Annotated in this window: 26 protein-coding genes and 1 riboswitch; of the genes, 12 read left to right on the plus strand and 14 right to left on the minus strand. The window is 72.6% G+C overall.

The features are described from left to right. Positions 1 to 10: 10 nt before the first annotated feature. Together KY5_RS08780 and KY5_RS08785 are read right to left on the minus strand one after the other, a co-directional pair. Positions 11 to 895, minus strand: coding sequence for an SDR family NAD(P)-dependent oxidoreductase (locus tag KY5_RS08780; protein ID WP_098241693.1), 885 nt, complete (start codon positions 893 to 895; stop codon positions 11 to 13). 1 nt (position 896) lies between these two features. Next, positions 897 to 1694 carry an acetoacetate decarboxylase family protein gene (locus KY5_RS08785; protein WP_098241694.1) on the minus strand — a complete coding sequence of 266 codons (798 nt, stop codon included), beginning with the start codon at positions 1692 to 1694 and terminating at the stop codon, positions 897 to 899. A gap of 83 nt (positions 1695 to 1777) precedes the next feature. Here KY5_RS08785 and KY5_RS08790 point away from each other — a divergent pair, with 83 nt between their 5' ends. From KY5_RS08790 to KY5_RS08815, 6 genes are all read left to right on the plus strand, one after another. Further along, a complete protein-coding gene (locus KY5_RS08790; protein WP_098241695.1) occupies positions 1778 to 2413 on the plus strand; it encodes a TetR/AcrR family transcriptional regulator in 636 nt (211 codons plus the stop codon). Between the two features lie 54 nt (positions 2414 to 2467). Then, complete coding sequence (locus KY5_RS08795) at positions 2468 to 3463, plus strand: DEDDh family exonuclease (RefSeq protein WP_098241696.1); 996 nt, start codon at positions 2468 to 2470, stop codon at positions 3461 to 3463. Between the two features lie 115 nt (positions 3464 to 3578). Beyond that, on the plus strand, positions 3579 to 3812 hold the full coding sequence (locus tag KY5_RS08800) for a hypothetical protein (RefSeq protein ID WP_079043687.1): 234 nt from the start codon (positions 3579 to 3581) through the stop codon (positions 3810 to 3812). Positions 3813 to 3883: 71 nt separating this feature from the next. Beyond that, positions 3884 to 4672 (plus strand): SURF1 family protein, encoded by a 789-nt coding sequence (locus KY5_RS08805; RefSeq protein WP_098241697.1) that lies wholly within the window; start codon positions 3884 to 3886, stop codon positions 4670 to 4672. Between the two features lie 127 nt (positions 4673 to 4799). Beyond that, on the plus strand, positions 4800 to 6584 hold the full coding sequence (locus KY5_RS08810) for a glycoside hydrolase family 15 protein (protein WP_098241698.1): 1785 nt from the start codon (positions 4800 to 4802) through the stop codon (positions 6582 to 6584). Between the two features lie 5 nt (positions 6585 to 6589). Then, a complete protein-coding gene (locus tag KY5_RS08815; RefSeq protein WP_098241699.1) occupies positions 6590 to 7345 on the plus strand; it encodes an SDR family oxidoreductase in 756 nt (251 codons plus the stop codon). A 27-nt stretch (positions 7346 to 7372) separates the two neighbouring features. Here KY5_RS08815 and amaP read toward each other — a convergent pair whose 3' ends face one another. Genes amaP through KY5_RS08840 form a run of 5 tightly spaced genes read right to left on the minus strand, consistent with a single transcriptional unit; the run spans position 7373 to position 9691 of the window. Further along, positions 7373 to 7951, minus strand: a complete 579-nt coding sequence (gene amaP / locus KY5_RS08820; protein WP_098241700.1) for an alkaline shock response membrane anchor protein AmaP — start codon at positions 7949 to 7951, stop codon at positions 7373 to 7375. A 5-nt stretch (positions 7952 to 7956) separates the two neighbouring features. Then, the gene (locus KY5_RS08825; RefSeq protein WP_098241701.1) at positions 7957 to 8646 is read right to left on the minus strand and encodes a DUF6286 domain-containing protein; all 690 of its coding nucleotides are present in this window, start codon (positions 8644 to 8646) and stop codon (positions 7957 to 7959) included. Further along, complete coding sequence (locus tag KY5_RS08830; RefSeq protein WP_098241702.1) at positions 8643 to 8987, minus strand: hypothetical protein; 345 nt, start codon at positions 8985 to 8987, stop codon at positions 8643 to 8645. The genes KY5_RS08825 and KY5_RS08830 overlap by 4 nt, the downstream gene beginning before the upstream one ends. A 3-nt stretch (positions 8988 to 8990) precedes the next feature. Beyond that, positions 8991 to 9176, minus strand: coding sequence for a hypothetical protein (locus KY5_RS08835; protein WP_098241703.1), 186 nt, complete (start codon positions 9174 to 9176; stop codon positions 8991 to 8993). A gap of 29 nt (positions 9177 to 9205) precedes the next feature. Further along, on the minus strand, positions 9206 to 9691 hold the full coding sequence (locus KY5_RS08840; RefSeq protein ID WP_098241704.1) for an Asp23/Gls24 family envelope stress response protein: 486 nt from the start codon (positions 9689 to 9691) through the stop codon (positions 9206 to 9208). Between the two features lie 108 nt (positions 9692 to 9799). Between KY5_RS08840 and KY5_RS08845 the strand changes: the two genes are divergently transcribed. Then, on the plus strand, positions 9800 to 10522 hold the full coding sequence (locus tag KY5_RS08845) for a nucleopolyhedrovirus P10 family protein (protein WP_098241705.1): 723 nt from the start codon (positions 9800 to 9802) through the stop codon (positions 10520 to 10522). A 31-nt stretch (positions 10523 to 10553) separates the two neighbouring features. Here KY5_RS08845 and KY5_RS08850 read toward each other — a convergent pair whose 3' ends face one another. From KY5_RS08850 to KY5_RS08865, 4 genes are all read right to left on the minus strand, one after another. Beyond that, positions 10554 to 11357, minus strand: a complete 804-nt coding sequence (locus KY5_RS08850) for an enoyl-CoA hydratase/isomerase family protein (protein ID WP_098241706.1) — start codon at positions 11355 to 11357, stop codon at positions 10554 to 10556. Between the two features lie 166 nt (positions 11358 to 11523). Further along, positions 11524 to 11745, minus strand: a complete 222-nt coding sequence (locus KY5_RS08855) for a helix-turn-helix domain-containing protein (RefSeq protein ID WP_055550175.1) — start codon at positions 11743 to 11745, stop codon at positions 11524 to 11526. 386 nt (positions 11746 to 12131) lie between these two features. After that, positions 12132 to 13730: an ABC-F family ATP-binding cassette domain-containing protein gene (locus KY5_RS08860; protein WP_098241707.1), complete on the minus strand. Its 1599-nt coding sequence runs from the start codon at positions 13728 to 13730 to the stop codon at positions 12132 to 12134. 121 nt (positions 13731 to 13851) lie between these two features. Further along, positions 13852 to 14670 carry a hypothetical protein gene (locus KY5_RS08865; protein ID WP_234362661.1) on the minus strand — a complete coding sequence of 273 codons (819 nt, stop codon included), beginning with the start codon at positions 14668 to 14670 and terminating at the stop codon, positions 13852 to 13854. A gap of 228 nt (positions 14671 to 14898) precedes the next feature. On the opposite strand from KY5_RS08865, the gene KY5_RS08870 reads away from it, so the two are divergent. Beyond that, positions 14899 to 15789 carry a neutral zinc metallopeptidase gene (locus KY5_RS08870; RefSeq protein WP_098241708.1) on the plus strand — a complete coding sequence of 297 codons (891 nt, stop codon included), beginning with the start codon at positions 14899 to 14901 and terminating at the stop codon, positions 15787 to 15789. 135 nt (positions 15790 to 15924) lie between these two features. Further along, positions 15925 to 16338, plus strand: coding sequence for a VOC family protein (locus tag KY5_RS08875; RefSeq protein ID WP_098241709.1), 414 nt, complete (start codon positions 15925 to 15927; stop codon positions 16336 to 16338). 10 nt (positions 16339 to 16348) lie between these two features. Here the strand turns inward: KY5_RS08875 and KY5_RS08880 are convergent, their stop codons facing one another. The 3 genes from KY5_RS08880 to KY5_RS08890 all read right to left on the minus strand — a co-directional run bounded on the left by KY5_RS08880 (position 16349) and on the right by KY5_RS08890 (position 19853). Continuing rightward, positions 16349 to 17794, minus strand: a complete 1446-nt coding sequence (locus KY5_RS08880; RefSeq protein ID WP_199842987.1) for a hypothetical protein — start codon at positions 17792 to 17794, stop codon at positions 16349 to 16351. Between the two features lie 122 nt (positions 17795 to 17916). Continuing rightward, positions 17917 to 19056 carry an alpha/beta hydrolase gene (locus KY5_RS08885; RefSeq protein WP_098241711.1) on the minus strand — a complete coding sequence of 380 codons (1140 nt, stop codon included), beginning with the start codon at positions 19054 to 19056 and terminating at the stop codon, positions 17917 to 17919. A gap of 89 nt (positions 19057 to 19145) precedes the next feature. Then, entirely contained in the window at positions 19146 to 19853 is a 708-nt protein-coding gene (locus KY5_RS08890; protein WP_098241712.1) for a class II aldolase/adducin family protein, read from the minus strand. Between the two features lie 88 nt (positions 19854 to 19941). On the opposite strand from KY5_RS08890, the gene KY5_RS08895 reads away from it, so the two are divergent. From KY5_RS08895 to KY5_RS08905, 3 genes are all read left to right on the plus strand, one after another. Continuing rightward, the gene (locus tag KY5_RS08895; protein WP_098241713.1) at positions 19942 to 20682 is read left to right on the plus strand and encodes a lysozyme; all 741 of its coding nucleotides are present in this window, start codon (positions 19942 to 19944) and stop codon (positions 20680 to 20682) included. A 202-nt stretch (positions 20683 to 20884) separates the two neighbouring features. After that, positions 20885 to 22180, plus strand: a complete 1296-nt coding sequence (locus tag KY5_RS08900; RefSeq protein ID WP_098241714.1) for an inorganic phosphate transporter — start codon at positions 20885 to 20887, stop codon at positions 22178 to 22180. A 12-nt stretch (positions 22181 to 22192) separates the two neighbouring features. After that, positions 22193 to 22417 carry a hypothetical protein gene (locus KY5_RS08905; RefSeq protein ID WP_098241715.1) on the plus strand — a complete coding sequence of 75 codons (225 nt, stop codon included), beginning with the start codon at positions 22193 to 22195 and terminating at the stop codon, positions 22415 to 22417. Between the two features lie 157 nt (positions 22418 to 22574). Beyond that, positions 22575 to 22648, plus strand: a riboswitch (cobalamin riboswitch). Positions 22649 to 22671 lie beyond the last annotated feature (23 nt).

The raw sequence follows: 22671 nt of genomic DNA on the forward strand, positions 1-22671 counted from the left end.
ACACGCCCCTTCAGTCCAGGATGAAGCTCTCCAGGTACGCCGGGTCGGCCCGCTCCAGCATCGAGCGCGACCGTGCCCTGATCTGCCGGTCGCTGTGCTCGCTCTCCGGAAGCAGCCAGAAACGCCCGGCCCCGATCCCCTCCGCCACGAAGTCCGCGACCTGCTCGACGGGCGTGAACTCGGCCTCCTGGCCCGCGTCCTTCATCGCGGCCTCCCACTGGTCGAGGCTGCGGTAGGGGGACTTGCGGGGGCGGGACTTGGCGTAGCGGTCGGGACGGTTGCGGTGCGACTCCCACAGGCCGGTGCGCAGCATGTGCGGGCCCGGGAAGAGCACGGACGCGCCCACGCGCGCGCCCTCGGCCTTCAGGTGCGCGTACAGCGACTCGGTCATCGTCACCACGGCGGCCTTGGTGACCGCGTACACGGAAGCGGTGGGCAGCGGCGCGATCCCGCCGTCGCCGGAGGAGGTGTTGACGACGTGCCCCGGCTCACCGCCCGCGATCATGCGGGGCACGAACGCCTGGATGCCGTGGAAGACGCCCCACACGTTGACCTCGAAGGCCCACTTCCAGTCGTTGGGCTCGTGCTCCCACATGCGGCCCTCGGCGCCCGAGCCGACGCCCGCGTTGTTGCACAGCACGTGGACGGCGCCGAACGTCTCGTACGCCTCATCGGCGAGCGCGAAGACCTGCTCGCGCGAGCCGACGTCGACCACGCGCGCGTGCACCGTCGCCCCGTCCTCGCGCAGCGACGCGGCCGCCTTCTCCAGGGCGCCCTCCTCGACGTCCGCGAGGACCACCTTCAGCCCCTGGGCGGCGAACCGCCGCACCAGGGCGAGCCCGATGCCGCTCGCCGCGCCCGTGACGACGGCGACCTGCCCTTCGCGCAGCTCCATCTCACACGCTCCCCTCGGGCGGTCCGTCCAGGATCTGCGCGGGGTCGTCGTAGCGCTGGTGGACGTAGGGCAGCAGGGCCTGGGCGCTGACGCGTTCGACGACGCGGCCCTGCTGGTCGGTGGTCTTCTCGCCGATGGTGATCTCCACCACCGAGCGCACCGGGAGATCGGCCACCGGGTCGTACATCGACTCCCGCAGGACGACGTCCCCGGTGACGCCCTCCAGCTTGCGGACCTTCTCGTTGCGTACGCAGTGCACGAGGACCGGGTCCGCCTCGAAGCCCGAACCGTCCACCGCGGGAAGGAACTTGAAGTAGAAGTCGGTCTTCTGCGTCGGCTCGGGAAGCGGCAGGTCACCGCTGACCGCGCCGCGCACCTCCACGAACGCGATGCCGTGCCGGGCGAGCGAGGCCCGCACCACCAGGCCGGTGCGCTCCACCTCGACCTCGCCGAGCTTCTTCGGCTCGCCGAAGACCTCGCGCCCGCCGATCAGGGCCCGCTCGTGGGTCATCGGCATCACCAGCGGATACCAGCCGGTCACTCCCCCGTGCTCGGCGGCGACGGCCACCGAACCCGCGCCCAGCGGATAGCCGGGCAGGTCGACCTTGCTGATGTTGGCCCGCACCAGGGGCCGCCCGGTGGGCTTCAGCGGCGGCGGCAGGACCGCAGCGACCGCGTCGGGATCGCTCTCCCAGACCGCGACCACGCCGGTGGACCAGATGTCGGGGAGCTTCGAACTCGCGGTGCGCGCGGCGGCGATCTCCGCCTCGGTGCGCGCCCCGTACCGGATACGTGCCATGTCGTACCACCCTTCGTCGACGCGGACTCGGGTCCGCTGCGGGGACTTGCGGGAGGTTCTGTAACACAGTTACAACAGGACTCGTGAAGGGTAAAGAGACGCGTACGCATCTGAACCGGGAAGACGTGCTCGACGCCGCGGCGAACCTGGTGAAGCAGCACGGGCCCGCCGCCCTGACCATGCGCAAGCTCGCCGCCGAGCTCGGCACCGCCGTCACCTCGATCTACTGGCACGTCGGCAACCGCGAGTCGCTCCTGGACGCCCTCGTCGAGCGCACCGTCGCCGACCTCGGCGAGATCCGCCCCTCCGGCGCCACCCCCGACCGGCGCGTCGTCTCCGTGGCGCGCGCCCTGCGCCGCCAGCTGCGCGACCATCCGCACCTCGTCGCCATGGTCCACGAACGGGGCCTCACGGAACGGATGTTCCTGCCCGCCCAGCGCGCGCTCGTCCACGAGGTGCACGCGGCGGGGCTGCGCGGCGCCCGCGCGGCCGACGCCGTCCGCGCCGTCCAGATCCACGTCGTCGGCCACGTCCTGGTCGAGCGCAACCGCGAACGCGCCCCTGTCCAGCGCCCCGGCGAGGACGAACTGTGGACGGCGGAGACGGCGGAGCGGGACGCCGCGCTCGCCCGCGCGCTTGCCGGACCCCTCGATCCCGAGGCGCTGTTCACCACCTCCGTCAGGGCCCTGGTGGCGGGGCTGCTCGGCCCGGGAGGCTGACAGTCGGCGGCCCAGGGACCTGACTGTCAGTCGCGGCCCGTATCCTCATGGACCATGCTCGAAGACCGCACGACCGCAGCGTCCGCCACCCCCTGGCCGGCCGCGTATCCAACGGGGTACGCGGTCGTCGACGTCGAGACCACCGGCCTGGCCCGCGACGACCGCATAGTGTCGGCCGCCGTCTACCGGGTGGACGCCAGGGGCGAGATCGAGGACCACTGGTACACGCTGGTCAACCCCCAGCGCGACCCGGGACCCGTCTGGATCCACGGCCTCACCACCGAGATGCTCTCGGACGCGCCGCTCTTCAAGGACGTCGCCGAGGAGTTCGCCGCCCGCCTCGAAGGACGCGTCCTCGTCGCGCACAACGCGGTGTTCGACTGGTCGATGATCGCCAGGGAGTACGCGCGCGCCGAGCGCACCGCCCCCGTGCGCCAGCGGCTGTGCACCATCGCGCTCTCCAAGGAGCTCGCGCTCCCGCTGCCCAACCACAAGCTGGAGTCCCTCGCCTCGCACTTCGGGGTCGAGCAGCGCCACGCGCACAACGCCCTCGACGACGCGCGCGTGCTCGCCGAGGCGTTCCGCCCCAGCCTGCTCGCGGCGGCCGGGGGCAACGTCCGCCTGCCGCTCCTGGAGTGCCGCCCGCTCACCGAGTGGTCCGACGGCGCGCCCCGCATCGTCCGCCAGCCGACGGGCCCGACGCCCTCCGCCTCGTACCGTCCCGGGAGTTGGCGCCCCTCGCGCAAGCGGCCGCCGTGCCCGTACCCGAACCCGGGTCGCTACGAATCGGGCAAACCGCTCAAGCAGGGCATGCGGATCGCCTTCTCCGGAGACACCTCCGTGGAGCGCGAGCTCCTGGAGGACCGGGCGGTGGAGGCGGGCCTGCACATCGCGACGAGCGTGTCCCGGCTCACCAGCCTGCTCGTGACGAACGACCCGGACTCCGGCACCTCCAAGACGGTCAAGGCGCGCTCCTTCGGCACGCCGGTGGTCGACGAGGCGGCGTTCGGCCAGCTCCTCCAGGACGTGGCGCCCGCTTCGGAGGGATGAGTCGTGGGCGCCCGCGCCGGCGAGAGGGCCGGCGCGGCGTCAGACGGGTGATTGGCGGGCGACTCGCCCGCCGACCGCTCGCCCCGCACCGCACCCGCGTCCCACCCTGTGGCGCATGGCACGTTGCGAGGTCTGCGGAAACGACTACGGCATGTCCTTCGAAGTGCACGCGCAGGGCGCGGTGCACGTCTTCGACTGCTTCTCCTGCGCCATCCACCGCATGGCGCCGATCTGCGAGCACTGCCGGTGCCGCATCATCGGGCAGGGCGTCGAGGTCGAGGGGCACTGGTACTGCGGCGCCCACTGCTCGCGCGCGGAGGGGCGGGTGGGCATCATCGACAAGGTCTGACGCCCTCGGGCACCTCCTGACAGCCGACCCCGCCCCCAGGCACCCCACGACGCTAGTTGTACCTTCGTGGGGTGTACCGCTTCCTGTTGTCCCGGCAGTGGGTGATCCTCACCCTCATCGCCCTCCTCCTCATCCCCGTGATGGTCGAGCTCGGCTTCTGGCAGCTGCACCGGCACGAGCACCGCGTCGCGCAGAACCAGCGGATCTCCGAGGCGCTCGCGGCCGACCCGGTTCCCGCCGAGAAGCTCACCTCGCCGGGCCACGAGGTGCCCAAGACGGATCTGTACCGCCGGGTGAGCGCCAAGGGGACGTACGACGCGAAGCACGAGGTCGTCGTGCGGCGCCGCACCAACGCGGACGACGAGGTCGGCTTCCACGTCCTGACCCCCTTCGTCCTCGACGACGGCAAGGTCCTCCTGGTCAACCGCGGCTGGATCGCGGCCAACGGCCCGCAGACCGCGTTCCCGAAGATCCCCGCCCCGCCCAAGGGCGAGGTCACCATCACCGGCCGCCTGATGGCCGACGAGACGTCCGCGGCGAGCGGCATCAAGGACGTCCGCGGTCTGCCCGACCGTCAGATCATGCTGATCAGCAGCGGCCAGCAGGCCGACGCCCTCGGCAAGCAGGTGCTCGGCGGCTACGTCGAGCAGACCTCGCCGGAGGCGGTGGGCGGGTCTCCGCAGCTGATCGGCGGGCCCGACCACAGCGGGATCGGTCCGCACATGGCGTACGCCGTCCAGTGGTGGCTCTTCGCCGCGGGCGTGCCCGTCGGGTGGGTCGTCCTGGTCCGCAGGGAGCGGCGGGACCGGGCCGCGGCGATGGCCGCGCCCGCGCCTGAAGCCGAGCCCGCTCCGGCGTAGGCGTTCCCCCCGGGGGAGGGCTGTTCTTCGACTGCGGCCTCGTCGTGGCTTGTCGCGCAGTTCCCCGCGCCCCTTCGGGCGCAGTCCCATCCGGTTGGCGCGGTTCCTCTCAGGGAAGCCGTCATCTGTGCATCGACCCATCGAGGACTACGCGCTCATCGGCGACCACCAGACCGCCGCCCTGGTCTCCCGGGACGGCTCGCTGGACTGGCTCTGTCTGCCCCGGTTCGACTCGGCCGCCTGTTTCGCCGCACTGCTCGGCGACGAGGAGAACGGTCACTGGCGCATCGCTCCGAAGGGCGCGGGCCCTTGCACCCGCCGCTCCTACCGCCGCGACTCGCTCGTCCTCGACTCCGAGTGGGACACCGAGGACGGCTCCGTACGCATCACCGACTTCATGCCGCAGCGCGACCGCGCCCCCGACGTCGTACGCGTCGTGGAGGGCCTGAAGGGCAGCGTCACCGTGCGCGGCACGCTCCGGCTCCGCTTCGACCACGGGTCCGTGGTGCCGTGGATGCGCGAGACGGACGGGTACCGCGTCGCCGTCGCGGGGCCCGACTCCACCTGGCTGCGCAGCGAGCCGCCGGTGCGCACCTGGGGCGAGGACTTCGGCACGCACTCCGAGTTCACCGTCGAGGAGGGCGAGAAGGTCGCGTTCGTCCTCACCTGGCACCCCTCGCACGAGCCGAGGCCGCCGCTCGTCGACCCGTACGACTCGCTGCGGGACAGCCTCGCCGACTGGCGGGCCTGGGCCGGGCGCTGCCGCTACGAGGGGCCGCACCGCGATGCCGTCGTCCGCTCCCTGATCACCCTGAAGGCCCTCACCTACGCGCCGACCGGCGGCATCGTGGCCGCCCCCACCACCTCGCTGCCCGAGGAGATCGGCGGCGTGCGCAACTGGGACTACCGCTACTGCTGGCTGCGGGACGCCACCCTCACCCTGGGCGCGCTGCTCTCGGCGGGTTACTCGGAGGAGGCGGAGGCGTGGCGCGACTGGCTGCTGCGCGCGGTCGCGGGCAACCCGGACGACCTGCAGATCATGTACGGACTCGGCGGTGAACGGCGCCTTCCCGAGTACGAGGTCCCGTGGCTGACCGGCTACGAGGGCTCCGCGCCCGTGCGCATCGGCAACGACGCCGCGCACCAGCTCCAGCTCGACGTGTACGGCGAGGTCGTCGACTCCCTCGCGCTCGCGCGCCGTTCGGGCCTGCGCGCCCGCCCGCACGCCTGGAACCTCCAGCTCCGCCTGCTCGAAACGCTGCGCGAGAAGTGGCGGGAACCCGACCAGGGACTGTGGGAGGTGCGCGGCCCTCGCCGCCACTTCGTCCACTCGAAGGTGATGGTGTGGGTCGCCGCCGACCGCACCGTACGCGCGCTCGAAGAGGATCCCGAGCTGCGCGGCGAGGCCGCCCGCTGGCGCAAACTCCGCGACGAGGTGCACCAGGAGGTGTGCGAACAGGGGTACGACGCGGAACGGAACACCTTCACCCAGTACTACGGCTCCGCCGAGCTGGACGCCGCGCTGCTGCTGATCCCCCGGGTGGGCTTCCTGCCGCCCGACGACCCGCGCGTCGTCGGCACGATCGACGCGGTCCGCGACGAGCTGGGCCACCACGGCCTGCTGCGCCGCTACACGGCCGAAAAGACGGACGTCGACGGCCTGCCGGGCGGCGAAGGCACCTTCCTCGTGTGCTCCTTCTGGCTGGCGGACGCGCTGCACATGTCAGGGCGTACGCGGGAGGCGCGCGAGTTGTTCGAACACCTGGTGGGGCTGAGCAACGACGTGGGGCTGCTCGCCGAGGAGTACGACCCGGTGGCCCGGCGCCAGCTGGGCAACTTCCCGCAGGCATTCAGCCATATCGGACTCGTGGGCACCGCCCTCGCGCTCTTCGGCGGCGGCGCGGGAGGATAGGGACCATGGATCTTGGACTGAAAGACCGTGTCTATGTAGTCACCGGCGCCACCCGCGGCCTCGGCAACGCCACCGCTCGCGAGCTGGTCGCGGACGGTGCGAAGGTCGTCGTCACGGGGCGGGACGAGAAGACCGTCGCCGAGGCGGCCGCCGAGCTCGGCCCGAACGCGGTGGGCGTGGCGGCGGACAACGCGGACCCGGCCGTCGCGGACCGTCTGATCGCCGCCGCCCGCGAGCACTTCGGGCGCTTCGACGGCGTGCTGATCAGCGTCGGCGGGCCCGCGCCCGGCTTCGTCGCGGACAACACCGACGAGCAGTGGCAGGCGGCGTTCGAGTCCGTCTTCCTCGGTGCCGTGCGGCTCGCGCGCTCCGCCGCCGCCGCACTCGGCGAGGGCGGCGTGATCGGCTTCGTGCTCTCCAGTTCGGTGTACGAGCCGATCGCGGGCCTGACGATCTCGAACGGCCTGCGCCCGGGTCTCGCCGGGTTCGCCAAGTCGCTCTCGGACGAGCTCGGGCCGCGCGGCATCCGGGTGCTCGGTGTGCTCCCCGGCCGGATCGGCACCGACCGCATGCGCCAGCTCGACGGCCTCTCGCCCGACCCGGAGGCCACCCGCGCCGCCAACGAGGCAAGGATTCCGCTGCGCCGCTACGGCACGCCCGAGGAGTTCGGCCGCACGGCGGCGTTCCTGCTCTCGCCCGCCGCGTCGTACCTCACCGGCATCATGGTGCCGGTGGACGGCGGGGCACTCAGCGGCTTCTGAGGACGCCCCCGGCAGCGGCGGCGGGGCTCAACTCACACGTTCGGCACGGTGCTTGACGGCGCGCAGCCGCACGGTGGCGGGCAGACTCGCGAGCCCCGCGGAGTCGCGGGCGTGCGCGAGGGCCTCGGCGGAGAGCCGGTGCAGCGCCTCGGACGGCGTGGCGTGGGGTTCCAGTACGAGCTCCACGCGCGCCTGCGGGGTGCTGCGCCGCCCGGTGAGGGCGACCTGGGCGCGCTCGACGCCCTCCAGCGTCTCGGCCTCGCCGCTCAGCACGCTCTCCATGGCGCGCCCGCGCAGCAGCGCTCCCTCGCCGTCGCCGGTCTCCACCAGGACCTCCGAGAGCCGCCGCCTGCGCAACTGCGCCGAGAGCCACCACAGCGCGAGCAGCACGAGCACCGCGAGTGCCGCGATGACGGTGGGCCAGAACCATCCCTCGTCCCGCCAGCGCGCCCGGTCGGCGGCGCTGACCAGGACGTCGTGCCGGTCGTCGTGGATCCACCAGGAGGGCGGGGACGCGCCGAGGCCGACGGCGAGCACGGAGCCGCCGACGACGAACAGCACGAGCCCGACGAGCCCGATGACCACACGGTTGACGCTCCGCAGCATCGCGCTCACCCCTTCCTGCCCGGCCGCGCGACGCGCACCGCGAGGCCGGGGGCCCTGGCCAGGCCCAGATCGCGGATGCCGTCGGCGAGCGTGGCGTCCAAGTCGCCGCGCACGTCGTCGAGTTCACGGAAGTGCGAGACGGCCCGCACATCGACCTTGGAGCGGGTCATACGGACCCGCACGGACTGCACTCCCGACACGTCCATGGCCCGGTCGCGCAGCACCATCGCGGCGGCGCCCCTGTGCAGCCCGGCGCGTACGTCCGCGTGGGTGCGCCGCATCGGCAGCACGGCACGGAGCCCGGGGGTCGCGGCGAGCACGATCAGCCACAGCCCGAGGAGCGCGGCCACGGCGGCGCCCGCGAGGACCGCGGTGTCGTCCAGGGGCCGCTCGCCGAGCTCACGGGCCAGGACGCGCCGCCAGTGCATCGCGGGGTGGTCGGCCCGCACGGCGACCACGTCGTACAGGAAGAGACCCGCGCCGCCCAGGAGCAGCAGCGCGAGGAGGGTGGCGGGCACCCGGCGCGGCGACCAGAACCGGCCCGCCTTCTCCTCGTCCTCCGACAGGGTGGGCAGCGGCCGGTAGGCGGCTGCGGAGGCCGACTGGTCGAGCTCGCCCTCCGCCCGCTCCGCCTGCTCCGTCTGCTCGATGACCGGCAGCGGCCGGGTGCCGCCGCCCCCTTGGGGCTCGCTCATCGTGTCCTCCCCTGTGCCGCGGCGCGTACCTGCGCCGAGTGCAGCCGCTCCACCTGGACCGCCACCTCGGGCACGTCCATTCCCGCCAACGCCTTTACCCGCTGGGCGACACGGCGACGCACGTCGCCGCACTGGCCGCCGATGTCGCTCGGGTAGTCCAGTTCGAGGCTGATGCGGACCCGGGCGGTGTCGTGGCTGACGGAGACGGTGGCGTGCGGCGGCGCGCCGTCGGCGGGCACCGCGGCCAGCGCCTCACGCGCGGCGCGTGCGGCGATCTTCGCGACGACCCGGTCGGCGATCCGGGTCGCGCCGCGCTCCCCGGGCGCGACCTGTGCCGCCACCGCTCACCGCCGCCGGTCGCCGCGGGCGCGGAAGAACTCGCCGGGTTCCAGGTCCCCCTCGAGGAACCTGCCTGCCACGAACCCGATGGCGCCCAGGGCTGACACCAGGAGGAACGCCCCGAACCCGCCGAAGTATCCGGCGAAGCCGAGGGCCATTCCGGCCACCATGCCGATCACGGCCATGCTCATCGTGCGCTCCTTAGCGAGACGTCCTGCTCCTACTGGAGGCGTCCCTGAGGCTCGTCGTCGTCCTCGTCGGGCAGTTTCACATCGCTCACGGCGATGTTGACCTCGACGACCTCGAGCCCGGTCATGCGCTCGACGGCCGCGATCACGTTCTCCCGCACGTCCTGTGTGACATCGGCGATCGACACGCCGTACTCGACGACGATCTCCAGATCGAGCGCCGTCTGTACCTCGCCGACCTCGGCCTTCACGCCGCGCGTCACCGACTTGGTGCCGCCGGGGACGCGGTCGCGCACGGCCCCGAAGGTCCTGGCGAGGCCGCCGCCCATCGCGTGCACACCCTCCACGTCGCGCGCGGCGAGTCCGGCGATCTTCTCGACGACGCCGTCCGCGATGGTGGTGCGCCCTCGGCCGGCTGGATCGCCGCCGCCGCGCTTGGTCGTGGTCTTCCCCGCCGACGTGTCGGGGGAATCCTTCTCCAGCGTCTGAGACGTGTTCCGCTGTCCGGTGTCGGTCATCGCCGTCCCGTCCGTTCCGAAAGGGGATGTCGAGTGGGGATCTGTTCCCTTGGTCCACATTAGGTGCGGTTGCGCGGCTGCGCGCCGGGGATGCGGCAGGCTGGGGTCATGACGGGTGATGGGTGGACCCAGGCGGTACGCCGCAGGCTCGGCCTCGGCCGGGTGCTGCCACTGGGCGGAGCGGCGGACGGCACATGGGTGACGGAGACGGCGGCGGTGGCCGCGTTGCGCCGTGCGGCGGGACAGGTCGCAGGGGTCCATTCGGGCGACCTGCGCATCGGCGTCGCCGATCCGGAACGGAAGGACGTCGCCGCGGTACCGCCACCGCCGAGCGCGCTGCCGCCCGGACCGCTGCGGATCACGGCGGACGTGGCGGCCACGACGGCGCGGCCGCTGCCCGAGGCGGCGGCGCGGCTGCGGACGGTGCTGTCCGAGGCGGCCGACCGGATCGGTCTGGTGGTCGCCGAGGTGGATCTCAGAGTGACGGCGCTGCTCGACGACGAGGACGCGGGGTCCCAGGACGCGGCGGAGCGGCCGACCGCAGAAGCGGCCGCGGCGGCGACGCCCGAAGGAGACGGCGACGCGGCGCGGGCCGCGCGGGCGGCCCTCTCGGTGCCTGGTGTGGCGCGACTTACCGAGGCGCTCGGCCCGGCCGTGCACCTGGAGGAGCACGCGGCGCAGGACGCCCTGCCGCGCCGCCACGCGCGCGTGGAGCTCGCGACGGACCGGGAGCACCGAGCCCTGGACGTGGCACTCGCGGTCCGCGCGGCGGTCGGCGACGCCCTGTCCGACCGCCCTTCGGTGGCGGTGCTCGTCACCGCCGTGGAGTGACCTCGGTACGCGTCACCGCCGTCGGACGACCTCAGTCGCCGAGGCCCGCGAGGTCGCGCAGCCGGCGGCCCTGCGCGGCGCGCTCGGCGACGCGCTGCTCCTCGTACGTACGGTCGGCGACGCCCTGGAGCAGCGCCTTGGTCTCGATGAGGGCGTCCCGGGGCGCGGCGACGAGCGCCGCGGCCAAGTCCTTGGCGGCGGCGTCGAGTTGGTCGGCGGGCACGACGAGGTTGGCGAGGCCCACGCGCTCGGCCTCGTCCGCGTGCACGAAGCGCCCGGTGGCGCAGATCTCCAGGGCGCGGGCATAGCCGACGAGCCCCACCAGCGGATGGGTGCCGGTGAGGTCGGGGACCAGGCCCAGGCTGGTCTCGCGCATGGCGAACTGCACGTCGTCCGCCGCGATCCGCAGATCACAGGCGAGCGCGAGCTGGAAGCCGGCGCCGATGGCATGCCCCTGGACGGTGGCGATGGACACGATGTCGGCCCGCCGCCACCAGGTGAACGCCTCTTGGTACTCGGCGATGGTCGCGTCGAGGAAACCGTCCTCGCCGCGTGCCATGTCGATGAAGGACGGCTCGCCGTCGAAGCCCTCCGGCGTGAACGCCTGCCGGTCGAGGCCCGCGGAGAAGGACTTGCCCTCACCGCGCAGCACCACGACGCGGACGCTGCCGGGCAACAGCCGACCTGCCTCCGTCAACGCCCTCCACAGCGCGGGAGATTGGGCGTTGCGCTTGGCCGGATTGGTCAGCGTCACCGTGGCGACGGCCTCGTCGATGGTGAGGCTTACGCCGTCCTTGTCGAGAACCGGTGCGAGCTCGCTGTCGGACGAAGCCATGGGTGCCTCCGATGGGTGCGGTCGGGCCGGACGCAGGGAAGCGCCCGTAAGTGACTGCACAGTAACCACCCGGCCGATCAGGGGTCACCCCCAGGTCCCGAAGGACCTGGCGGAACGATCGACCGGGTGGTCACCATCGGACCACGGAACAGCGTGCCGCCTGCTGTCAGCCTGCGGCGGCCTTCTTGCCTCGCGTCGCCCCGCCGCGTCCTCGCAGCGTGACGCCGGACTCGCTGAGCATCCGGTGCACAAAACCGTACGAGCGGCCGGTCTCTTCGGCCAACGCCCGGATGCTCGCACCGCCGTCGTACTTCTTCTTCAGGTCTGCCGCGAGCTTGTCGCGCGCGGCGCCGGTTACCCGGCTGCCCTTCTTCAGAGTCTCGGCCACCCGTGCCTCCTCATGGGAAGTGCGCTCTGGACTTCTCATGATCACCCCTCCCGGGCTTCCTGGCCACCCATTCGGCAAGGTCCGTACGACGAGGTTTGCCGCTCCCGAAGCGGACACCACGAGTGGAATTAACGATTCCGCGCGTGGGATCCGGTACGGCCGAACCAGTAGCGGGACGAAGCGCCAGGTCAGCGCCGTGCCGGTCGGGAGAGCCGCGCCCTTGCCAGGACGGCGCCACAATCCGTGTATGACACACCTCGGTACGAGGACAGCTCACACAGATGGGGGATCACGGATCGGCCGAATGATCCATACCCAGTGGATCAATGGTTCGATCAAGCGCGGTGGACGCCCCGGGGACCAGGCCCGGGGCACCGGAACGCGGCTCAGGCGAGGGCGACCAGATCCGCGTAGTCCTGGCCCCACAGGTCCTCGACGCCGTCCGGGAGCAGGATGATCCGCTCCGGCTGGAGCGCCTCCACCGCACCCTCGTCGTGCGTGACGAGGACGACCGCGCCCTTGTAGGTGCGCAGCGCGCCGAGGATCTCCTCGCGGCTCGCCGGGTCGAGGTTGTTGGTGGGCTCGTCGAGCAGGAGCACGTTCGCCGAGGAGACGACCAGGGTCGCGAGCGCGAGCCGGGTCTTCTCACCGCCGGAGAGGACACCCGCGGGCTTGTCGACGTCGTCTCCGGAGAAGAGGAACGAGCCGAGCGTCTTGCGCACCTCGACGAGGTCGAGGTCGGGGGCGGCCGAGCGCATGTTCTCCAGGACCGTGCGCTCGGGGTCGAGCGTCTCGTGCTCCTGGGCGTAGTAGCCGAGCTTGAGGCCGTGGCCCTCGATGACCTCCCCGGTGTCGGGCTTCTCGGCACCGCCGAGGAGCCGGAGCAGGGTGGTCTTGCCCGCGCCGTTGAGGCCGAGGATGACGACGCGCGAGCCCTTGTCGATGGCCAGGTCGACGTCGGTGAAGATCTCCAGCGAGCCGTACGACTTCGACAGGCCCTCGGCCATGAGCGGCGTCTTGCCGCACGGCGAGGGCTCGGGGAAGCGCAGCTTGGCGACCTTGTCGCTCTGGCGCACCGCCTCCAGGCCCGCGAGGAGCTTGTCGGCGCGGCGCGCCATGTTCTGCGCGGCAACCGTCTTGGTGGCCTTGGCGCGCATCTTGTCGGCCTGCGAGTGGAGCGTCGCGGCCTTCTTCTCGGCGTTCTGGCGCTCGCGCTTGCGGCGCTTCTCGTCGGACTCGCGCTGCTGCTGGTAGAGCTTCCAGCCCATGTTGTAGACGTCGATCTGGGCGCGGTTGGCGTCCAGGTAGAAGACCTTGTTGACGACCGTCTCGACGAGGTCGACGTCGTGGGAGATCACGATGAAGCCGCCGCGGTACGTCTTCAGGTAGTCCCGCAGCCAGACGATCGAGTCGGCGTCGAGGTGGTTGGTCGGCTCGTCCAGGAGGAGCGTGTCGGCGTCCGAGAAGAGGATGCGGGCCAGCTCGATGCGGCGGCGCTGACCACCGGAGAGCGTGTGCAGGGGCTGGCCGAGCACGCGGTCGGGGAGGTTGAGCGCGGCGGCGATGGTGGCGGCCTCGGCCTCGGCGGCGTACCCGCCCTTGGTGAGGAACTCCGTCTCCTGGCGCTCGTACTGCTTGAGGGCCTTCTCGCGGGTGGCGCCCGAGCCGTTCGCGATGCGCTGCTCGTTCTCGCGCATCTTGCGCATCAGGACGTCGAGTCCGCGCGCGGAGAGGATGCGGTCGCGGGCGAGCACGTCGAGGTCGCCGGTGCGGGGGTCCTGCGGGAGGTAACCGACCTCTCCGGAGCGGGAGATCGTGCCGCCGGCTGGGATTCCCTCACCGGCCAGGCACTTGGTGAGGGTGGTCTTGCCCGCGCCGTTGCGGCCGACGAGGCCGATGCGGTCGCCCTTCGCGATACGGAAGGTGGCGTTCTCGATGAGGATGCGGGCGCCGGCGCGCAGCTCGATGCCGGAAGCGGTGATCACGGGGGTACTCCTGAGCAGAGTGGACGGCGAGTGGGACGACTGAGGTACTCGGGACCGGTGTCTATGCCGTCCAACTGAGAAGAGGAGCTGCCATGGCAGCCAGTCTAACGGGCCCCCGCAACTACTTTTCCGGCCCGAGGTCCCCGTTGCCCAGCGGTGTACGGCCGGGAACGATTCTGCCGTAGTCGTCCACCGCGATGACCTGGGACGTCCAGGAGGCACCCGGGCTCGCACAGGGCTGGGCGAGCAGGAGGGCGCCCCGGGTGCGCACGGCGCGGGACGGTACGAAGGCGCAGCCGGGTCGTGCGGGCAGCACCCAGCGCAGGTCGCCGTCCACGGCGCGGTAGGCGGCGACGCGGTGCGGGGTGACGACGGCCAGCATGCGGGCGCCGGGGGTGAGCGGCTGGAGGACCCCCGCACCGCCCCGGGCCGCCTCGCCGCGCAGCCAGGCGGCGCTGCCGGGCGCGGCGCGGTGCCAGCGCACGGAGCCGCCGTCGGCCCGCGCGGTGTCGGTGACCAGGCCGTCGCTCCAGAGCGTGAAGGCGTGTCCGGGGGCACCGAGCGTCTTCAGGGGGCGCCGCCCTTCGCGCGCGTACGTCCACCGGGCCTTGCCGCTCACCGGGTCGTACGCCTCGACGGCCCGGCCCGCCCTGCGCAGCTCGGGCTCCCCGGCGCGCTCGGCGTCCGCCACGCGCGTGTGGACGGTGAGGTGGTCTCCGTAGGGGGCGAGCCGCGAGTGGTGGGCGGCGGTGATGAGCGGCACGGCGAGCAGGGCCAGGGCGACGGGGAGCGCGATGCGGGTGCCTCGCCGGGAGGCCGGGGCGGTTGTCGGGGCGGTTGTCGGGGCCGGAAAGCCCCTCAGGGGAAGGTCCGCCGACGGTGGGGCGGCCTCGGGCGGTGGTGCGGTCGTGTCGGTCGCCTCGACCGGCAGAACGGACATGACGCCCCCTTCGGAACCACTGCCCACGGATCAGGCGCAGAGCGTAGCCGCGGGGCCCCTTACGGGCGCCCGGAGCCGTCGCGACACGGCGCGGGGCGCGGCCCGCGTCCCCCGTTCGGACCTCCGTCCGGCGCCCCGCGAGGGCTGGCATATCAGGATGAAGTGGCCGATAGCTCGGCGCGCGGGGCGACGTGTGCCGTCCCGGACGCGAGGCAGAGGGGTGCGCCCATGCAGTTCGACGACGACGCCGACCTGGACACCTCCGAGGTGCAGGATGTGCGCGGCAGTCGGATCCCCGGCGGCAGGGCGACGGTCGGCGGCGGCATCGCCGGTCTGATCGCGCTGCTCCTGGGGCTCTTCTTCGGAGTGGGCCCCGAGCAGCTGGGCCTCTCCTCCGGCGACCAGGAGCCCTCGGCCTCCTCCTCGTCGCTCGCGCAGGTGCAGCAGAGCTGCCGCACGGGCCGGGACGCCAACGCCAAGGAGGACTGCCGCATCGTGGCGGTGGTCAACAGCGTCCAGGACTTCTGGCGCCCGGAGTTCCAGCGCCGACGGGCGACCTACTCCCCCGCGCAGACCGTCCTGTTCACCAACCGCGTGGGCACCGCCTGCGGGACCGCGACGTCGGCTGTCGGCCCCTTCTACTGCCCCGGCGACCGGAAGGTCTATCTGGACCTGGGCTTCTTCAACGAACTGCGGACGAAATTCGGCTCCAACGGCGGGCCCTTCGCGCAGGCGTACGTGGTGGCCCACGAGTACGGGCACCACGTGCAGAACCTCATGGGAACCCTGCAACGCTCCCAGGACGGGCGCACGGGCCGCGACAGCAACGCCGTGAAGGTCGAGCTCCAGGCGGACTGCTACGCGGGGGTCTGGGCGCGGCACGCGACCCGCAGCCCCGACGACCGCACCGGGAAGCCGCTGATCAGCAGCCTCGACGACAACGACATCCGGGACGGCCTCGACGCGGCGGCCGCCGTCGGCGACGACCGGATCCAGGAGAAGTTCCAGGGGCGCGTCACCCCCGAGTCCTGGACGCACGGCTCGGCCGAGCAGCGGCAGCAGTGGTTCTACCAGGGCTACCGCACCGGCGACATGGGGCAGTGCAACACGTTCCGCTGAACCGTGCGCGGGGCGGGCCGGGGCCTCGGGCGGCTCCGGCGGGCGTTGTCGGTGCCGGATGCCAGACTGTGAAGAGATGTGAAGCAGATCACTTTTGGCGGAGCAGATCACTTTTCACGGATCGGAGCGATCGGCATGGCAGGCGACGACAGCGCACGGCCGACCATCTTCCCCACCCTGCTGTACGCGGACGCGAAGGCCGCGATCCAGCAGCTGACGGAGGCGTTCGGCTTCACCGAGGCGAGTGTGTACGAGGGCGAGGGCGGCAGCGTCATGCACGCCGAACTGACGTATGGCAACGGCGCGGTGATGCTCGGCTCCAAGGGCCGGGGCGGCCTCTTCGACCAGGTGATGAAGGACGCGGGGCCGTGCGGCGTGTACCTGGTGGTGGACGACGTCGACGCCCACCACCAGCGGGCCAAGGAGCACGGCGTGGAGATCCTGATGCCCCCGACCGACCAGGACTACGGCTCCCGGGACTACATGGCGCGGGACGCCGAGGGCAACGTGTGGAGCTTCGGGACGTACGCGCCCGAGACCCGGGCCTGAACCGGTCCGGTCACTCCCCGCCGGTGTGCACCTGGAAGGCCGCACGGCGCACGGCCTTGGCGAGCGCCGGATCGGGGTGGGCCGCGGCGAGGGCGACCAGGACCTGGACGGTGCGGGGGTGCCCCGCCTTGCGCACCTCTTCGAGCAGCGCGGGCACGGTGGGCTGGACCGCCGACTCCAGGTGCCGGACGAGGACCTGCGCCTCGCCGTGGTCCGCGACGGCCGCCGCGGTGTCGATCCACAGCCAGGTCGACTCCTCGCGGCTCAGCACGAGGTGGACGTCCTCGGGGTCGGCGCCCTCCTGCTCGGCGAGCCAGAGCAGGGCGTACGGACGCAGCGACGTCTCGTCGAGGACGGTCCTGACCTCCGCCTCGGCCGGGGCACCGACCACCCGCAGCGCCTCGAAGGCCAGGCCGCGCAGCAGGGCGTCCTCGCCGCGGGCTGCGGTGAGCAGGTCGGTGACGGCGCTGCCGACGGGGCGGGCCGCGAGCCAGGCGCGGTATTCGACGCGCGCCGCGTTGGGCCGCAGTCGTACGCAGCCGCGCAGCATGTCCTCGGCGGACTGCTCGATGTGCCCGGCGGGGCTCTGCGCGGCGACGCAGATTTGCTCCAGCTTGACCCAGACCGCCCAGCTGCCGAGCGGGGTGAGCGTGGCCTGCCCCTCGGCGTAGGTCAGCGCGCCCACGACGGCGAGGCCGCGCAGGGCCCAGTCGAGCAGGGCGGGCAGCGGCGCCTCTTCGGCGGGGTCGGGAGAGAGGGGCGGCCCGTAGGGAATCTCGCAGCGCTCGGTGCGCAGTTCCGTGACGCGCTGGTCCAGGAGGTCCAGGAGCTGCGGCACGGGGACGGGGCCCGCCGAGAGCTGGAGGAAGGAGAGCACCTGCGGCATCGCCTCGACGGCCTCGGCGACCGCCGCCGGGGCGAGGTCGAGGGGCGCGGGGTGGGCGAGGGACCAGGCGTCGAAGAGCGCGACCCAGCCGCGCAGCACCGCGGTGTCGTCGCGGTTCCAGACGCGCAGCCGCCAGCCGGGCCGCGCGCTGTCGCCGTGCACCTCGATGAGGCCCGCGAGCCGCGCGGTGTCCCAGTCGGCGCGGACCTGATCGGTGGTCAGTCCCAGTTCGGCGGCGGCCCGTTCGGCGGTGGCGTCGGAGAGGGTGCCGTTGCCGTCGGGGGTGGTTCCGGAGCGGCGGGGTCCTGGGCGCAGGGCCGCGTCGGCCCAGCGCGCGACCCGTACAGCGTCGGCGAGACCGGCGCGGGCCGCCCTCGCCAGCTCGGCGGGGGCCGGTGTGCCCTCGGGCGGCCGGGGCGCGGGACGGCGCGCACGGCGGTCGCTCACCGCGCCCGGGGCGGCGGAAAGGGGGCGCGCTGAGTCGCGCTGGGCCTCTCCTCGCGTCTCGGCCCTCGGGTGGGGAGCGCGGACGAGTCGGAGCCTGGAGTCGCGCGGGGTACGGGACGTCACAGGAGCAGTCTTCCTGTTGACGGTCAGAAAACCCAAACGGAATGGCGAAGGAGGCGTTCTGGAGACGGTCTCGAACGGTCGGTTCAGGAGGTTCGAACGATCGGATCCGCGGTCACATCACGTCACATGAGAGGGGTGAGGAAGCGGCGCAGGGCCTCTTCGTACCCCGCGGGGTCGGCGTTCCACATGGCGCCGTGCGGCGCGTCGTGGACGGTGTGCAACGTGACCAGCTCGGGGCGCTGTTGGGCGAGGCGGCGGGAGAGTCCCCAGGGTGCGACGACGTCGTCGGGGCCGTGCACCAGGAGGGTGGGGACCTTGAGCACCTCGGGATCGGCCGCCTCCAGGATGCGGTCGCCGCGCAGACCGGTCCGGCCCTGGGCCGCACGGACCGCAAGCGGAAGGAGCGGTCCCGGGGTGCGGCGGGCGGCGGCGAGGGCGCGCAGCGTGGTCTCCCAGTTGAGGACCGGCGAGTCGAGGACGAGGCCGCTGACGCGGTCGCGCAGCGCCGAGTGGGCCGCGGCGTGCAGGGCCATGGTCGCGCCGGTGGACCAGCCGAGCAGCACGACGCGCTCGGCCCCGTAGCGCACGGCGTAGCGGATGGCGGCGTCCAGGTCGCGCCACTCCGTCTCGCCGAGGTGGCCGAGGCCGTCCGGCGAGCGGGGCGCGCCGAGGTCGCCCCGGTAGGCGAGGGCGAGCACGGGGAACCGCTGGCGGTGCAGGAAGTCCATGAGGACCATGGAGTGCTCGCGGGTCGTGCCGAGGCCGTGCACGGCGATGACCCAGGTGTCGCGGGCCCCCGGCACGAACCAGGCGGGCAGGCCGCCGAGTTCGCCGGGGATGTCGACGTCCGCGTGGTCGATGCCGAGCGCGGCGTGCGGGTCGCCGATGTGGACCTGCGGGGTGAGCCAGACCTTCGCGCCGGGCTCCAGGGTGCCGTGGGTGACGGCTTCGAGGCGGCGTACGACGGTGTCCGCCGCGTGCGGCGCCGACTCCAGGACGGGCCCGACGACGGCGTGCGTGCCGTCGCCGCCGAGTCCGTAGGTGCCGGGGCGCAGGCTCGCCAGGGCGCGGGTCAGGGTGATCTGGCCCGCGGCCGTGGCGTGCACGGTGAGTCGGGGCTCCGTCGGCAGGGGGCGGCCCGCCGGGGCCTTGAGGGCGGCGTCGCTCGCGTACCGGCCCGCCGCGACTGCGGCCGCGCCGAGAGCGGCGGTGACTCCGGTGGCTACGGTGACGGCTGCTGCCGTCGCTTTGGCTGGGCGCACGGCTCCAGTGTCCGGGGCGGGAGCGTGCGGGGCCAGTGGGCGGTGCCCGCCGGGTGATCCCGCCGCGCGGCCGCGCGGTCGGGCGCGGGTCAGGAACGCCGCTGTCCGTACCCCCGAAGCCTCTCCTCCGCTTCACGGAGCTGGTCCGGGGACAAGAGTGTGGGGGTGTGGCCGGGCAGCGAGCTCGCCGTGAGCCAGAGGCGGGACATCCATTCCAGCTGGGCCGTGCGGTCGTACGCCTGGGACAGCGAGTCTCCGTACGTGACCGTTCCGTGGTTCTGGAGGAGGCATCCGGTGCGGTCGCGCAGGGCGTGCAGCATGTTCTCGGCCAGCTCCTCCGTTCCGTACAGGGCGTACGGAGCGACCCGGACGGGCCCGCCGAGGATGCCCGTCATGTAGTGGACGGCGGGGAGTTCGGGGACGAGCATCGAGACGGCCGTGGCGTGCACGGCGTGGGTGTGGACGACGGCCCCCGCGTCGGTCTCGCGGTAGATCGCGAGGTGCATGGGCAGCTCGCTGGTGGGCGAGAGGTCGCCGAACAGCTGCCGCCCTTCGAGGTCGACGCCGAGCGCGTCCCCGGGCGTCAGCCGGTCGTAGGGCACGCCGCTCGGGGTGACCAGGACCGTGCCGCCGACGCGGACGGAGACGTTGCCCGACGTGCCGACGACCAGGCCCTCGCGCACCGTTCTGCGGGCGGTCTCCACCAGCTCGGCCCACGCCTGTTCGACGGCGTCCCGGCCCGCGCCGCCCGCTTCGCCCGCCGTGTCCCGCCCCGCGTCCTGTCGTTGCTCAGTCATGCGGTGATCCTGCCAGCGGGGCAGCGCTCACCATAGGGCGGAATCCAGGCGTCCGCAGGAATCCGGGCGTCCGCAAGGCAGGGGAAACATGGCTCGTGAGCACAGATCGTCCCGTCGTCGTACCCGGCTCGCGGCGGCAGCGGTGGCGGCGCTCGCCGTCGCCGGCAGCGCCCTCGCCGAGGTTCCGGTTTCGGCGGCGGGCGGGCCTCGGGGCCACGACGTGTCCTCGCACCAGAAGAACGTGGACTGGCAGCGGGCGAGGGAGAAGGGCGCGCGGTTCGTCTACGTGAAGGCGACCGAGTCCGACTCCTACCTCAACCCCTACTTCGACCAGCAGTACGACGGCTCGCGCGCGGCGGGACTGCTCCGCGGCGCCTACCACTTCGCGGTGCCGAGCACGTCATCGGGCGCGGCCCAGGCCCGGTACTTCCTGAGCCACGGCGGGCGCTGGCGCGCGGACGGCGGGACGCTGCCGCCCGCGCTCGACATCGAGCACAACCCGTACGGCAAGCGGAACTGCTACGGCCTGAGCAAGGCCAGGATGGTGAAGTGGATCCGGGACTTCAGCGACGCGGTGAAGCGGGGAACCGGACGCCGTCCGGTGATCTACACGACCGCCAAGTGGTGGAACGACTGCACGGGCGGCAGCGGGGCCTTCGCCCCGGACCACGCCCTGTGGCTCGCGCACTGGTCGTCGTCGGCGGGGTCACTGCCCAGGGGCTGGGCGTACTGGACGTTCTGGCAGTACGACAACCACGGCGGACTGCCGGGTGATCAGAATCTCTTCAACGGCTCGACGGCCGCGCTGAAGCGGTTCGCCAGGGGCTAGCCGAAGGGCCCCGGAAGCCGACACTCCGCCCAGATTCCGGGCCTCGCGCCACCACTCCGTACGATCTTCGTCAGACACCTGGCAGAGACGGAGTGGTGGCACTCCGCTTCGGGTCACCGCACCGCCCGGCCCAGTTCACTTTCCGTTCACCCAGGTTGCCTACGTTCCACATGCCACTGACGTCCAACAGAAGCCTGGGTAAATGGAACACATCACGCTTCTCCTCGGGATCGTGATCGTTACCGCTCTCGTGTTCGATTTCACGAACGGTTTCCACGACACTGCCAACGCGATGGCGACGACCATCTCGACCGGCGCTCTCAAGCCCAAGACGGCGGTGGCCATGTCCGCCGTGCTCAACCTCGTCGGCGCCTTCCTCTCCGTCGAAGTCGCCAAGACGATCTCCGGCGGCATCGTCAACGAGGACGGCCTCAAGACAGAGGTCATCTTCGCCGCGCTCGTCGGCGCGATTCTCTGGAACCTCCTCACCTGGCTGGTGGGCCTGCCCTCCAGCTCCTCCCACGCGCTCTTCGGCGGCCTCATCGGCGCCGCGGTCATGTCGATGGGCTGGTCGTCGATCAACGGCGGCACCGTCGTCACCAAGATCCTGATCCCGGCCCTGGCCGCGCCGCTCGTGGCGGGCATCGCCGCGATGCTGGCCACGCGCCTGACGTACCGGATCGGCCGCAACACCGACACCAAGGCCACCGCCAAGGGCTACCGCGTGGGCCAGATCGCCTCCGCGGGCCTCGTCTCGCTGGCGCACGGCACCAACGACGCGCAGAAGACCATGGGCATCATCACGCTCGCCCTGGTCACCGGCGGTGTCCTCAACCCCGGCGCGAACCCCCCGATGTGGGTCATCGTCTCGGCCGGTGTGGCCATCGCCCTCGGCACCTACCTGGGCGGCTGGCGCATCATCCGCACCATGGGCAAGGGCCTGACCGACCTCCAGCCGCAGCAGGGCTTCGCCGCCCAGACCAGCGCCGCGACGGTCATCCTCGCCTCCTCGCACCTGGGCTTCTCACTCTCCACCACCCAGTCCTGCTCCGGCGCCGTGATGGGCGCGGGCCTCGGCCGCAAGGGCGGCGTGGTCCGCTGGTCGACCGCGACCCGGATGTTCGTCGCGTGGGGTCTGACCCTGCCGGCCGCCGGTCTGGTCGGCGCGGGTGCCGAGTTCCTCACCAAGCAGGGCCCCTGGGGCATCGCGGTCACCGCCGCGATCCTGATCGGCGGCTCGGCCGTGATCTGGGCCCTCTCGCGGCGCGACGCCATCGACCACACCAACGTCACCGACGACGAGATCGGCGGCGCGGCCAAGGACGCCGAGCCCGCGGGCGTCGTCACCACCGCGATCGCCGCCGTCTCCCCGCCCCCGGTGGGCACGACGGCCGCCGCGGACGCCTCTTCCGAAGACCCGGTCAAGGCCACCATCTCGGCCCCGACCACGACCACGACCGGCGCCATGGCGGACCCCGCCAGGCCCGCGACGGTGTAAGGACGGATCAGCATGAGCATCGACTGGGCAGCTCTCGGCTCCGTCTTCGGAGTCAGCCTCGCGGTGACGGTGGCCCTGGTGGGCCTGTTCACGCTCGGCATCGTCGGCCTCTCCAAGCAGGAGGCGGCAGCTTCTTCCGGCGGCGGCTCCGCGGCGATGGCCCGCACCGGCGCGTACGCCTGCTTCGCGCTCTGCGCGGCAGCGGTGGCGTACGGGATCTATCTGATCGTCGCCTGACGACAAGCTTCACCGGTGGGGTGCGGGACGCGCGTGCGCGTCCCGCACCCCACCGTCGTGTGTGGGGCTCCGCACACTCTCCCGCCGCAGGTCAACGGCGAGTTGACGGGCGTTCGCGGGGCGTGGTGGACTGCCGGGGCCAACTACGGCGGCAGGTGAGGAAGCCGGTGCGAATCCGGCGCGGTCCCGCCACTGTCATCGGGGAGCGACCTCCCCGGAAGCCAGGAACTCGCGCCGCCGCATCACGTCGAACC

It is taken from the genome of Streptomyces formicae (assembly GCF_002556545.1).
GTDB lineage: Bacteria > Actinomycetota > Actinomycetes > Streptomycetales > Streptomycetaceae > Streptomyces > Streptomyces formicae_A.